This window comes from Desulfovibrio sp. JY, from assembly GCA_021730285.1.
Classification (GTDB): domain Bacteria; phylum Desulfobacterota; class Desulfovibrionia; order Desulfovibrionales; family Desulfovibrionaceae; genus Solidesulfovibrio.
Genome location: CP082962.1, coordinates 907,435 through 920,000, shown reverse-complemented (window position 1 = coordinate 920,000; position 12,566 = coordinate 907,435). Strand labels below are relative to the sequence as shown.

General features: G+C 63.1%; 6 protein-coding genes, 2 rRNA genes and 1 riboswitch (1 of these 9 running past the window's edge). Of the genes, 4 read left to right on the top strand and 4 right to left on the bottom strand.

All coding sequences use genetic code 11. The features are described from left to right. Positions 1–1,784: ribosomal RNA gene (locus K9F62_04130) — 23S ribosomal RNA — on the top strand (it extends 1,140 nt beyond the left edge of the window). A gap of 45 nt (positions 1,785–1,829) precedes the next feature. After that, a 5S ribosomal RNA gene (rrf, locus tag K9F62_04125) occupies positions 1,830–1,944 on the top strand. Positions 1,945–2,039: 95 nt separating this feature from the next. On the opposite strand, the gene K9F62_04120 is transcribed toward rrf, so the two are convergent. Then, on the bottom strand, positions 2,040–3,938 hold the full coding sequence (locus K9F62_04120) for an alpha amylase C-terminal domain-containing protein (protein ID UJX41896.1): 1,899 nt from the start codon (positions 3,936–3,938) through the stop codon (positions 2,040–2,042). A 257-nt stretch (positions 3,939–4,195) separates the two neighbouring features. Continuing rightward, the gene (locus K9F62_04115) at positions 4,196–4,384 is read right to left on the bottom strand and encodes a hypothetical protein (protein UJX41895.1); all 189 of its coding nucleotides are present in this window, start codon (positions 4,382–4,384) and stop codon (positions 4,196–4,198) included. A gap of 238 nt (positions 4,385–4,622) precedes the next feature. Continuing rightward, a riboswitch (cyclic di-GMP riboswitch) is annotated at positions 4,623–4,710 on the bottom strand. A gap of 294 nt (positions 4,711–5,004) precedes the next feature. Here K9F62_04115 and K9F62_04110 point away from each other — a divergent pair. Next, positions 5,005–6,837 (top strand): ABC-F family ATP-binding cassette domain-containing protein, encoded by a 1,833-nt coding sequence (locus tag K9F62_04110; GenBank protein UJX41894.1) that lies wholly within the window; start codon positions 5,005–5,007, stop codon positions 6,835–6,837. Here K9F62_04110 and K9F62_04105 read toward each other — a convergent pair. Beyond that, entirely contained in the window at positions 6,789–8,573 is a 1,785-nt protein-coding gene (locus K9F62_04105) for a hypothetical protein (GenBank protein UJX41893.1), read from the bottom strand. The two genes, K9F62_04110 and K9F62_04105, sit on opposite strands and share 49 nt — an antisense overlap. A 336-nt stretch (positions 8,574–8,909) precedes the next feature. Between K9F62_04105 and K9F62_04100 the strand changes: the two genes are divergently transcribed. Next, complete coding sequence (locus K9F62_04100) at positions 8,910–11,303, top strand: PAS domain-containing protein (protein ID UJX41892.1); 2,394 nt, start codon at positions 8,910–8,912, stop codon at positions 11,301–11,303. A 202-nt stretch (positions 11,304–11,505) separates the two neighbouring features. Here K9F62_04100 and K9F62_04095 read toward each other — a convergent pair whose 3' ends face one another. Continuing rightward, positions 11,506–12,471 (bottom strand): queuosine salvage family protein, encoded by a 966-nt coding sequence (locus K9F62_04095; protein ID UJX41891.1) that lies wholly within the window; start codon positions 12,469–12,471, stop codon positions 11,506–11,508. Positions 12,472–12,566: the final 95 nt, after the last annotated feature.

Genomic DNA, 12,566 nt, shown 5'->3' with positions numbered 1-12,566 from the left:
AATAGCTCACTGGTCTAGTGGTCCTGCGCCGAAAATGTAACGGAGCTAAGCATGGTACCGAAGCCTCGAGTCCATCTTCGGATGGACGGTAGGGGAGCGTTCCCAGACGGGATGAAGGCAAGTTGTAAAGCTTGCTGGACTAATGGGAAGTGATAATGCTGGCATAAGTAACGATAAAACGGGTGTGAAACCCGTTCGCCGTAAGCCCAAGGTTTCCTGGGTAAAGTTAATCTTCCCAGGGTGAGTCGGTCCCTAAGGCGAGGCTGAAAAGCGTAGCTGATGGAAAACAGGTTAATATTCCTGTACCTGTTTGTGTGTGCGACGGAGGGACGCAGGAAGGTAGGTCAGCCGGCCGTTGGATGTGCCGGTGCAAGCGTGTAGGCTTGGAGAATAGGCAAATCCGTTCTCCTTCAAGGCCGAGACGTGATGCCGTGTCGTAAGGCTGAAGTGACTAATCCTATGCTGCCGAGAAAAGCTTCTAAGTTTAGCACAAGCAGACCGTACCGTAAACCAACTCAGGTGGGCGGGGAGAGTATCCCAAGGCGCTTGAGAGAACTCTGGTTAAGGAACTCGGCAAAATGACCCCGTAACTTCGGGATAAGGGGTGCCCCCTTTGGTGAAGTACTTGCTGCGTAAGCCTGAGGGGGCCGCAGAGAAATGGTGGTGGCGACTGTTTACTAAAAACACAGGTCTGTGCGAAGTCGTAAGACGACGTATACGGACTGACACCTGCCCGGTGCCGGAAGGTTAAGGGGTGGAGTCAGCGCAAGCGAAGCTCTAAACCGAAGCCCCGGTAAACGGCGGCCGTAACTATAACGGTCCTAAGGTAGCGAAATTCCTTGTCGGGTAAGTTCCGACCTGCACGAATGGTGTAACGATCTCCACGCTGTCTCAACCAGAGACTCAGTGAAATTGATGTGGCGGTGAAAATGCCGTCTACCCGCGGAAAGACGGAAAGACCCTGTGCACCTTTACTACAGCTTGACATTGGAGCTTGGGCACTCGTGTGTAGGATAGGTGGGAGGCTGTGAAACCGGCGCGCTAGCGTCGGCGGAGCCAACCTTGAAATACCACCCTCGATTGTCTAAGCTTCTAACCTGACGCCGTTATCCGGCTCGGGGACATTGTCTGGCGGGTAGTTTGACTGGGGCGGTCGCCTCCCAAAAAGTAACGGAGGCATGCAAAGGTTCCCTCAGGCTGATTGGAAACCAGCCGTCGAGTGCAAAGGCATAAGGGAGCTTGACTGTGAGAGAGACATCTCGAGCAGGCACGAAAGTGGGCCTTAGTGATCCGGTGGTCCCGCATGGAAGGGCCATCGCTCAATGGATAAAAGGTACGCCGGGGATAACAGGCTGATCGCATCCAAGAGTTCATATCGACGATGCGGTTTGGCACCTCGATGTCGGCTCATCACATCCTGGGGCTGGAGCAGGTCCCAAGGGTTCGGCTGTTCGCCGATTAAAGTGGTACGCGAGCTGGGTTTAAAACGTCGTGAGACAGTTTGGTCCCTATCTTCCGTGGGCGTTGGAGAATTGAGAGGGTTTGTCCCTAGTACGAGAGGACCGGGATGAACGAACCCCTGGTGTTCCTGTTGTCGTGCCAACGGCATCGCAGGGTAGCCACGTTCGGAAGGGATAACCGCTGAAAGCATCTAAGCGGGAAGCCCGCCTCAAGACGAGTTCTCCCCGAAGGACCCAGGTAGACTACCTGGTTGATAGGCCGGATGTGCAAGTACAGCAATGTGCTCAGCAAACCGGTACTAATAGTCCGTTCGACTTGATTTTTGCCATCCAAACAATCCCATCCCTTATTTTAACTTATATATTTGTCCTGGTGGTCATAGAGGAGGGGGTACACCCGACCCCATTCCGAACTCGGAAGTTAAGCCCTCCTTCGCCGATGATACTGCGTACTCTTGCGTGGGAAAGTAGGTCGCCGCCAGGGCTCTTTTCAAAAGCCCCGAAGATTCAAATCGAATCTTCGGGGCTTTTTTTATGACCAAGACCCGATCGAAGCCGGTAGTTCCCAGAAGCCGTCCCTTACACCGCGGCATCCCGCTGCACGTAGATGCGACCCCAGTGGGAATTGACCGTCACCCCGCGCAAGAAGCCCCCGGATACCTGCACCGTGTCCCCGTTGAGCGCGTCATGCCAGGTGCCGCCCGCCGCAAACGGGATGTCGACCTCTTGATTCTCACAGGAAAAATTGATCGCCACCATGATGCGTTGAAGCTTTATCCCGTCATTTCCCCAGCGGTGGAATATGACGAGGCCACGCGCCGTGTCGATGCCGTAGCCGTTTGGATCGAAGCGTTCCTGCCAGGTTTGCCAGCCAGCCGGGTAGATGTTGTCCGAGCGCAGACCCGGGTGGCTTTTGCGTATGGCGATGAGCTTGGCGAAGAGAGCGAATGTACCCTGGCCGTACGCATCGTTGATGTGATTCCAGCGAAGAGGCCGGGCCTGGACCCGGCGGCCCGTGCCCTGGTCGTCTTCCATCAGCCAATAATCCTCGGCGAATTCCGTTCCGTTAAAAAAGAGCGGACAGCCGGGCATGGTGAAAAGGGCGATGGCATAGGGTTGCACCCGGAACCAGTTGCGCGCGCCGCAATTGTCCCTTGCGCCGGCCCGCCAGGCGATATGGGAGTGGTCGTGGTTGCTTAAGTACGTCGTGGCCACACGGTCCGGGGCAAGGCCGCCATGGGAATCGAGGACGGTCATCAGGCGCGAGGCGGGCTTTCCCTGCCACAGGCCGTCGAAGGCGCAGTCGTAAAGGGCGTTGTTCCAATAGCTGGTCGCGCCCACGGTGTTGGCCACCTGGCAGGCGCTGATATCGATGTGCTCGATGATGGTGGAGAAGTTCGGGTCGCCGACATGGCTGGTGATGGACGCAATGAGCTCAGGCAGGCCCTTGGACGAACCGGGCACGTAAAACCCCTTGGTGCAGTCGAAACGGATGCCGTCCAAGCCACAGGTGTCGATCCAGTAGAAGCAGACGTCCCGTATGAATTCCTGGGTGCAGTGGTTGTTGTAGTCGAGTTCGAGCAGGCTTTCGAACCTGTCGCCGAACGGGCCGATATAGGGGCAATCGTATTCGTTTTGATACAGCCAGCGGTAGGGAAAGCCGTAGGCCGCATTTCCGGTCAGGCCCGTGTCGCCCACATGGTTGAACACGCCGTCCATGATGACGTGAATACCCCGGTCGTGGCAGGCGCTGATGAGCTTTTTGAGCCATGAGAGCTTTTCCGCCGGAGCATTTAAGGCATTGGCATAGCGGTATTCCACGGAAAAGTACTGGTAGGGCGTGTAGCCCCAGCTGTAGCCCGTGCCGGGCCAGGCGGTCCAGGGCATGAACAAGATGGCGTTTATCCCGAGCCTGACCAGGTAATCGAGTTTGTCCATGGCGGCATCAAGGGGCGCGCGGTGCCCACGGTATTCGTCGGTAAAATCATCGAGCATCAGTTCGTAGACCACGAGATCGCGAAGCGGCTTGCGCCCGCCGAAGACAGGTGAAACGGCATTGGCCTCGGGCGAGCTGCCGCCGACGACAAAGGCGGAATTCTCCTGCTCCTTGCCGCCGTACCGGGCGTAGGGATCGCCGACATAGCGGCTGCGGCCGTTATTGAAGGTAACGAAGTACTTGTATTCGTAAAATCCCGCCGGAATCGGCGTCGTGGTGTCGTAGCTCCAGACGTGCCCGTTTCCGGCCTGCGACGCGGTCAATTGGGGCGCGCTGCCGATGTCCCAGTCGTGAAGCCCGAGATGGTGCATGAAGTCGCCGACGACCTGGAGGGATTTGATCTGCGGGTCGCCGTAGGTCGCGCCTTTGCCGGCTGTTTCGAATTGAGCAGGCGCGGCGTCGGCTCCGGGAAAGAAAAGACTGAAGCGGACATTGCCTTGCGTTGCATCGCCGTCGATTTGCCAGGATCCATGAGGGGCCATACCTACCTCCGGGAAGGTTGGCGGACGGCGCGAGAAGCCGCGCAAGCCATGGCCACAGTGCGGCCGGCCGTCCGTGGTGCGTGGCGCCGCGTGAAGACTTGGCTTTGCCCCGGACTAGCGCAACTTGCGTCACAAGGGAACGGATATCTGGAAATAAGTTGTATGGCTGCAAAAAAAACGACGCGTAAGAAAAAATAGAAAAGGACGTCCCCGCGTCATCTCCCATGACGCGGGGACGTCCCGATATGCCGGCGTGATCAGACCTTCACGTCCAGGCGGGTGCCCACCCCAGGCTTGGCGTTTTGCACCGGCGCCGGCTGGGCGGATGGCTGCGTGTTGTCCGCCGAAGCGGCAAACACGCGCTTAAAGTACTGCATCTCCTTGTTGGACAGAACGGACGCCGTGGCGTCGCTGCCGCAAAGTCCGATCCCCGATACATTGCTCATGACCGTACTTCTCCTTCATCTCGAGCAAGCTCCTTCCCGGGCCGATTCGCCTTTTCTCCCGCCGAGGTGACAGGCGCGTCGGACCGTGATGCGGCAAAAACGGAGAGTCCGCGCTCCTCTCCCGAGCGGGGACAATCCAGGGCAACTGAGGGGAAGGCAGGGGATGGATCAGGGTTCGCGTGGCATGCCCATACCTCCTTTCACGCTGGCCAAAGCGCTGTATCGGAGGATGCGGCGCATTGGCGGCCCGGCTGCCGTATCCCGGGTAGGGACGTAGGCCCGTGGCTTTGCGTCCCCTTCTTTCGAAGGGTTTGCCTTTTTCAGTGCGTTGTCGATTATCCGGCAAACCGAAAAACCGGGCGGCGCGGCCCGAGACCGTGCTGCCGCCTGGTCCGCGGCAGACGGACCGGCTCTTCCCTGGACGGGCGCCCGCAAGGCGGGCCGGCGCGACCGGAAAGCGTCGACGCCATCGTCCAGTACAATCGTCGGACAATTCATTACAACTTATTTACCCTTTCGTAAATAAACAAACGTCACCGGCCGCGGGTTCCTGCGTCGTCGCCGTGCGCGGGGCGGCGGCGTTTGACGCCGGGGTGGCCCATGCACTACTGCAAGCGGCTATGAGCACATGCGTTACACTGCGAAACATCGCCAAAGCCTTTGGCGTCCGTCGCCTTTTTTCCGATATCTCCCTGGCCGTTTCCGAAAAGGAACGCATCGGGCTGATCGGCCCCAACGGTTCGGGAAAATCCACGCTTTTAAAAATCATGGCCGGTCTGGAGCCCGCGGATGCGGGCGAGCGCACCCTGCGACAGGGGGTGCGGCTGTCCTATGTCGCCCAGCAGGACAGCTTCGCCGACGGCCTGACCGCGCAAAAGGCCGTGTCCCAGGCGGCGTTGGCCGCCTTTGACCGGCCGGAAGACGATCCGGAACAGTTGGCCCGGGTGTCCGTGACGCTGGGGCGGCTGGGCTTCGAGGACCCGTCCGTGGCCGTGGCGGAACTCTCCGGCGGCTGGCGCAAACGGTTGTCCATGGCCTGTTCCCTGGTGACCGAGCCCGATGTGCTGCTCCTCGACGAACCGACCAACCATCTGGATCTGGCTTCCATCCTCTGGCTCGAGCGGTTTTTGGCCGCCGCGCCCTTTGCTTTCGTGGTGGTCAGCCACGACCGTTTTTTTCTGGAAAAGGTGTCCAAGCGCACCATCGAACTCTCCGCCGCCTATCCCCAGGGATACCTCAGCGTGGACGGCCCCTACAGCGCGTTGCTCGAGGCCCGGGAGGCGTTTTTGGAGAACCAGGGCGCGCTGGAGCAGACGCTGGCCAACAAGGCCCGGCGTGAGATCGAATGGCTACGGCGCGGTCCCAAGGCCCGGGCCACCAAGGCCAAGGCCCGCATCGAGGCGGCGGGGGAGCTCTTTGGCGAGCTGGCCGCGACTCGGACCCGCAATCGGGAAATCACCAGGGCGGGCATCGATTTTTCCGGCACCGGCCGCCAGACCAAGCGATTGCTCGTGGCCGAACATCTGGCCAAGGCCTATGCCGGGCGGCCGCTTTTTGACGATGTCGATATCGTGCTTTCACCCGGCGTGCGGCTGGGGCTGACCGGGCCCAACGGTTCGGGCAAGTCCACGCTGTTGCGCGTGCTGGCCGGCGAGGAGCGCCCGGACGCGGGCTCGGTCAAATGCGCCCCGGGGCTCGAAGTCGTGGTCTTCGACCAGAAGCGCGAGCAGCTCGACAAGGAACAGACCCTGCGCCAGGCCTTCACCCCGGACGCGGACAGCGTCATCTACCGGGGCAGCCCCGTGCATGTGGTGACCTGGGCCAAGCGTTTCGCCCTGCGTCCGGAACAGCTCGATTTGCCGGTGGGGCTCCTCTCCGGCGGCGAACAGGCCCGGGTGCTCATCGCCCGGCTCATGCTGCGCCAGGCCGATGTGCTGCTCCTTGACGAACCGACCAACGACCTGGACATCCCGACCCTGGAGATGCTCGAGGAAAGCCTGCTGGAATTTCCCGGCGCAGTGGTGCTCATCACCCATGACCGGTCGCTGCTCGACCGCGTGTCCACGGTGCTTCTGGGCCTTGACGGCGCGGGCGGCTCGGAGGTCTACGCCGACTATGCCCAGTGGGAGGGCGAGTTCGACGCTGGGCTGCGCGAACGCGCCCGGGAGGCCAAGGCCAAACGGGAGCCCAAGGCCAAGCCCAGGCCCCAGGCCGCGTCGGCCAAGAAGCTCTCGTACAAGGATCAGCGCGAATACGACGGCATGGAAGCGGCCATAGGCGAGGCCGAGGCGGCCCTGGAGGCGGCCAGGGCGGCGCTCGAGGACCCGGGCGTGGCCTCGGACGGGGCCGAGCTCTCACGTCGGTTGGCGGTGGCCCAGGCGGCCGAGGCGACCGTGGAAGGGCTTTATGCGCGCTGGGCCGAGCTGGAGGCCAAGCTGGCGCCGCCCGCCTGAGCCTGTTTGGGTATTGGCCGGGCTGTCGGGAGAAGGATAACGCCTTGAGAGCAGTAGCAGTCGAGGTCATGGCGTGCCGCATGATCCGAATCGACAGGCGCCACGGCCGCGTCCAGTACCCGCCCCATGGTCAGGCTCAGGGCCGCGGCCAGCAGCACACATTCCGCGATCACGACGTATTTCAGATCGAGTCCCGGCAAGGCATGATGCCCGGCCGCGATGCGGGCAGCCTTGTAGAAGTCGCCAAGGCCCGTTTCCTGGGTGAGCAGGCTGTCGTAGGTGCCGCCCATGGCGCCGGCGTTGAAAAGAAACGTCAGAAAGAGCAGCGCGCCAAGCCCGACGCGCGGGCCGAGCAGGGAAGCGCCGCCGACAAGCGCCGCGAAAAGGACCGGCAGCCCGGCCATGGCGTACCAGCCGCCGCTGGTGGGAAAGCCCCAGACGAGGGTTGCGCTCAGGGCATGGTAGAGCAGGGCCAGGGCGCACAGCAGCCATAAAAGGGGCATCTCCGGGGCCGCCCGAAGCGCCCCGGCCACCCGCATCCTGTTTTCCCGCCGGACCAGGGCCGCAAGAAACGCCAGGACGCAGCCCGATACCGCAGTTTTGAATCCCAGATTCAACCAGTCCGGGGAGTCGACCCCCGACCAGCCCGCCAGATGCACGGTGGAATTGTAGAGCAGCGGATTGCGGAAAAAGCCGTAATCCAGCTTCGGGATCGCCAGCAAAAGCTTCACGAATCCATAGCTGTGCTTGTAGGCCATAATGGCTTCCTGCATGCCGGTCAGCCGCCCGTAACGCAGGAGATAGTGCAGGTGGTAGGTCCCGGCCAGGGCGACGTAGCCGCACAAAAAGCCTGCCGGTCCGGCCAGGGCGGCAAGCCTTTTCCGCCAGCCGATCCGGCGGGCCACGGCCGGCAGGCACAGCACCAGCCCCAGGGTCAGGGCCAACGGCAAGATCGTGGCCTTGGCCAAAACCGCCAGTCCGGCCAATCCCCCAAGAAGCGCCGTCCGCCAGAGCATGCCGACCCCGCCCGGCCGGCGTGGTTTGATCCACACGACATAGACGGCCAAGGCCGCGCTGCCGCAAAAAAGCGCCAGCCCGTCGTTGGCGAAGCGCACGAAGTTGTAGGTGACATAGGAAAAGCTGGCCAAAAGCAGCAGCACGCCGTCGGGCAGCCAGGAGAGCGCGCCCTTTGACGGCAGCCAGCGTCCGAGCACCACCCGCCACAGGATAAGCGTGCCGAGCAACAGCAATGCGTTGGCGGCCCGGACCCCGTCCACCCAGGCGAGCATCTTCCCGGGATCGGCCCCGGGACAGAACAGTCCGGCCAGGCGGTAGAAGAGTGGCCCCTGCTGGGCTTCGTATAAAAACATGTCGAAGCGTTTTTCCGGCTCGACGGTGCAGGACGGATCGGTGCCGGGGTAGGGCTTGGCGGCGATGCCGCGCAGCATGCACAGCGAGGCCGTGGGATGCGAATGGGCGACGATGAAGGGAATCAGCTCGCGCGGCATGGGGGTGCGGGCCGTTGGCAGGCGGCCCTTGACGCCGGCATAATAGGCCACGGCGATATGGGGCAGCTCGTCCCAGCCGTTAAAAGGCATCTGGGCCATGCCCACGCCAACGGCCCGTACCGCGGCGAAGATGAGGACGCAGGCGAGGATGGCTGCCGACGTTCGGCGGTGCGGCGTGGCGGGGAAAAAAAGCCGCGACGAAGCGGACGCGCGCGTAAAAACGATCATGTCTGGTCCCGAGGGGAGATATCCCAAGCCGCTCTCCTGGCGTCGGCGCAAACGGGGAGCGTCGCGGAATCAGGCGTCGGGCGTGTCTGTTCGGTTACATCCGGGAAAACCGGGGAAGACGATGGAGTATAGGCTGGTCGGGGCTATTACGAAACAATAAACGGCTGCGCGGTATTGGTTTTGCGCCCACATGGGGTTTTGTGCGTCTCTTGTAACAAAGGAAAAGGGTCGTCGCCAAAACGACACATGGATTTCACTGTCCTGTGCCTCAGCGGGTTATACCAGGGCGCAAATGCCGCCAGCCGGCGAGCACCGCTTAATCCCCCGAGAAGTAACATGACCCTGAAGTACAAGCTCATCTGTTTCTGTCTGGCCATCAGCATCCTGCCCCTTGCCGTCACCGGTGTCGTCAGCGTGCGCCAAGCCTCCGGCATCCTTGGCGAACAGGCCTTCGGCGGTCTGGCCGCCGCCAGGGACAGCCGCAAGGAGGCCCTGGAAGCCGCCGCCGCCACCTGGCTGCGCGAGGCCGCCATCATGGCCTCGGTCAAGGAAGTCTACAACGCCGTGGGCATGACCCGCGATTATTTCATGGGCACCAAGCCCGGCCAGCGGGCTCCCGTGGACACCCCGGACTACAAGGATCTCCACGAATACGTGGGGCCGGCCTTCGGTCCTTTTACCAAGGTGCTGGGCTTTGCCGACGCGCTGCTCGTGGCCGACGACGGCCGGGTGCTTTTCGGCGCGGCCAAGGGCAAGGAGGTGGGCGAGGACGTCAAGGAGGGGCCGCTTAAAAATACGAGTCTGGCCGCCGCCTGGCGCGGGGCCATGCAGGGCCACATCGTGTTCGCCGATTTCACCCCGTATCCGCCCCTTGGCGGCGAACCCACGGCCTTTGTGGCTGCGCCGGTGAAAAACCACACCGGCACCATGATCGAGGCCGCCGCCATCCTGCGCGTGCCCAAATCCGAATTGGCGCGCATCATGCGCCAGGGCGAGGGCACGGGCGTGACCCGCGACTTTCTGCTGGTCGGCGGCGACGGCGGTGTGCGGGTGGAAGCCGCCGCCTCCGAGACCGATGCCGCCGTGCCATCAGGCGATGCCGTGGCCCGGGCCCTGGCCGGCCAGACCGGCAATCTGACCGACAAGGACGCCTCGGGCCACGAAGCCCTGACGGCGTTCGCGCCGGTCCGCTTCGGCGACGTCACCTTCGCGCTTTTGGCCCGCACTCCGGCCTCCGAGGCCTTCGCCGCCGCCCATGGCCTGCGAAACGTGTCCCTGGCCGTGGCCGGCATAACGGCCGCGTTGGTGCTGCTCGCCGTCACCATCTTCCTGCGCCGGGAGATCCTCAAACCCCTGGCCGGCATTCTCACCTACCTGGCCGCCGTGACGCGCGGGGATTTCGCCGCCGCGCCGCCGGCGAAATGCAAGGGCGAGCTGGAGTCCCTGCGCTCGGGCCTGCTCCAGATGGTCGGCGAGATCAAAAACAAGCTGGGCTTTGCCTCGAGCATTCTCAAGGCCGTCACCATTCCCTGTCTGGTGGTGGATACGGCGGGCAAGGTCACCTTCGTCAATCCGCCGCTTTTACGCCTGCTCGGCCTGGACGCCGACTACAAGGCCGTGCTCGGCCGGCCGGTGGCCATGATTTTCGGGCCCAACGCCGCTGCCGCCGGCCAGATGACCGCCTGCCTCGACGACAACAACTGCCGGCTGGGCGTGGAATTCCTGCTGGACGACGGCCTGGGGGCCACGCGCCATGTGCGCATGGACACCGCGCCGCTCTACGACCTCGACGAGGGGCTCATCGGGGCCTTTGCCCTGGTGGTCGACCTGTCCGACGTCAAGTCCAAGGAAGCCATGATCGTCTCGCGCAACGAGGTGTTGCGCCGGGTGGCCGGAGAGGCCGAGGAGATCGCCCGCCACGTGGCCGCCAATGCCGAGGAGCTCTCCGGGCGCGTGGCCGCCGTGACCGACGGGGCCATGTCCCAGACCGCCCAGTTGCAGGAGACCGCCGCCGCCTTCGAGAGTCTGAACCAGGCCCTTGATGCCGTGGCCTCAGGAGCCGAGGGCGCGGCCTCGGGGGCCGAATCGGCCATGTCCGAGGCCAGGGCCGGTCGGGAGGCCGTGGAGCGCACGGCCAGGGCCATCGCCCAGGTCAACGGCATTTCCGACGCCCTGCGCCAGAGCATGGACGCCCTGGGCAGCCGGGCCGCCTCCATCGGCGGCATCATCGCCGTCATTTCCGACATCGCCGACCAGACCAACCTGCTGGCCTTAAATGCCGCCATCGAGGCCGCCCGGGCCGGCGAGGCCGGACGCGGCTTCGCCGTGGTGGCCGACGAGGTGCGAAAGCTGGCCGAAAAGACCATGACCGCGACCAAGGAGGTCTCTTCCTCGGTCCATGCCGTGCTTTCGGCCGTGGACGACAGCGCCGGCAAGGCGACCTCCGCCACCCAGGCCGTGGCCGAAGCCGACGGACTGGTGGCCCGCTCGGGCGAGACGTTGGCCCTGATCGTTTCGCGCTGCGAGGACGCGGCCCAGGCCGTGCGGGCCATCGCCGCTTCGGCCAAGGCCCAGGCCAGCGCCCACGACGAGATCAACCGGGCCGTGTCCGCCATCGGCGAGGTGGCCGAGGAAACGGCCATGGGCATGGACGAGGCGGCCGGCTCCGTCACCGACCTGGCCGGCCAGGCCGGTGAACTCATGCGCTTGATTGAAGATATGCGGGAGTAGAGGAGGGGATAGAGAAGAGAATGCGAGAGGGGAAACCCTTTAAAAAGGGTTCTCCCCTCTCGCGCTCTCCCCTTCCTAAAATTTCTAATAAATAACGGTGAATCACCTTAATTTATTTATTGAAAGTCTTTGGAAAGGGGGCCCGGGGGGAGAACCTTTCTGCAAGAAAGGTTCCCCCCCGGTTCCTTTTTCTCCCCCTCCTCTAATAATACCACGTACGGCAGCGGGGGCGGGGCACGGCTTTGGAAGCGGGCCGTTGGCCTTTGTTCCAGAGCAGGAAATCGAGCTGCAACGGGCTCGCTTTCTGGCCGCGCTCCCGCAGGACCGCCGCCATGCGCTCCACGGCCTGGACCGTGGCTGCCCGCATTTCCACCTCCTGCGGCGAATCCTTTTCCAGCAACTCTCCGGCGGCGATGCGCGCCGTGAACCCGGCCTCGAAGCGCAGGATGCCGTCCAGGCGCAGTACATGGGGCACCAGGTTGTCCGCGAAAACGGTCAGTTCCCCCAGATCGTCAAAGCGTCCCGGTCCCTGGCCGTCGAAGGCCACGGCGAGATCCGCCGCCGTGAGCTGGGCCCGCTTGTAAAAGGCCGTGGCGTGCCCCATATACGGCTGCTCGTCCCGGAAAAGTTCCATTTGCGCCAGGATGCGGCACAGGCGTTCGGCGCTGCCCGAAGCCGCCTCGATGAGGCGCGGCGCGCTGCCGCCGTACTCCTGATCCAAGAGCCGCCCCAGGTCGTGAAGAGCCCGGGCGAAAAGCCCCATGAGTTCCATGACTACCGGGTCCGTGGCATCCTGCTGGAACAGCTCCGCCGCCGCATGCGGCGTCATGGCCAAAAGCGCATCCGCGTGAAGCGGGCCTTTGGCGGCAAAGCGTTCGGTCAACCGGGTGGCCACGGTGAAGTAGCCCGAGCGCCCCGGCACCTTGCACAGGTGGGGAAAGTAGCCTGAGCCGAAATTGACGGCGTCGAGGATGAGGAAAAAAAGGGCCGTGTCCGCGCCGTGGCCGAGGTAATGGCTTTTCGGGTCGTGCCGGGGTGCGGCCAGGGCGGCCAGGTCCAGCCCGGCGGCATAGGCGGGGATCGCGTCGTCGTTTATGGTCACGAAGCGGGCCGTGCGGCAAACCCGGGCCGTCTCGTCGCGGATGCGCCTGAAAAGGGAATTGGACATGGGGACTCCTGGCTGTTTTTTGACTTATTGTATAAAGTACAATAACAGTGGCGACGGGAGGGCGTCAATGCGGAGGCAATGTGGTTTTTGATCGG

What these genes read in the sequence shown, in the direction of transcription:
- K9F62_04120 (UJX41896.1), bottom strand. Translation starts at nt 3,938, where the DNA reads ATGGCCCCTCATGGATCCTGGCAAATCGACGGCGATGCAACGCAAGGC.
- K9F62_04115 (UJX41895.1), bottom strand. Translation starts at nt 4,384, where the DNA reads ATGAGCAATGTATCGGGGATCGGACTTTGCGGCAGCGACGCCACGGCG.
- K9F62_04110 (UJX41894.1), top strand. Translation starts at nt 5,005, where the DNA reads ATGAGCACATGCGTTACACTGCGAAACATCGCCAAAGCCTTTGGCGTC.
- K9F62_04105 (UJX41893.1), bottom strand. Translation starts at nt 8,573, where the DNA reads ATGATCGTTTTTACGCGCGCGTCCGCTTCGTCGCGGCTTTTTTTCCCC.
- K9F62_04095 (UJX41891.1), bottom strand. Translation starts at nt 12,471, where the DNA reads ATGTCCAATTCCCTTTTCAGGCGCATCCGCGACGAGACGGCCCGGGTT.
- K9F62_04100 (UJX41892.1), top strand. Translation starts at nt 8,910, where the DNA reads ATGACCCTGAAGTACAAGCTCATCTGTTTCTGTCTGGCCATCAGCATC.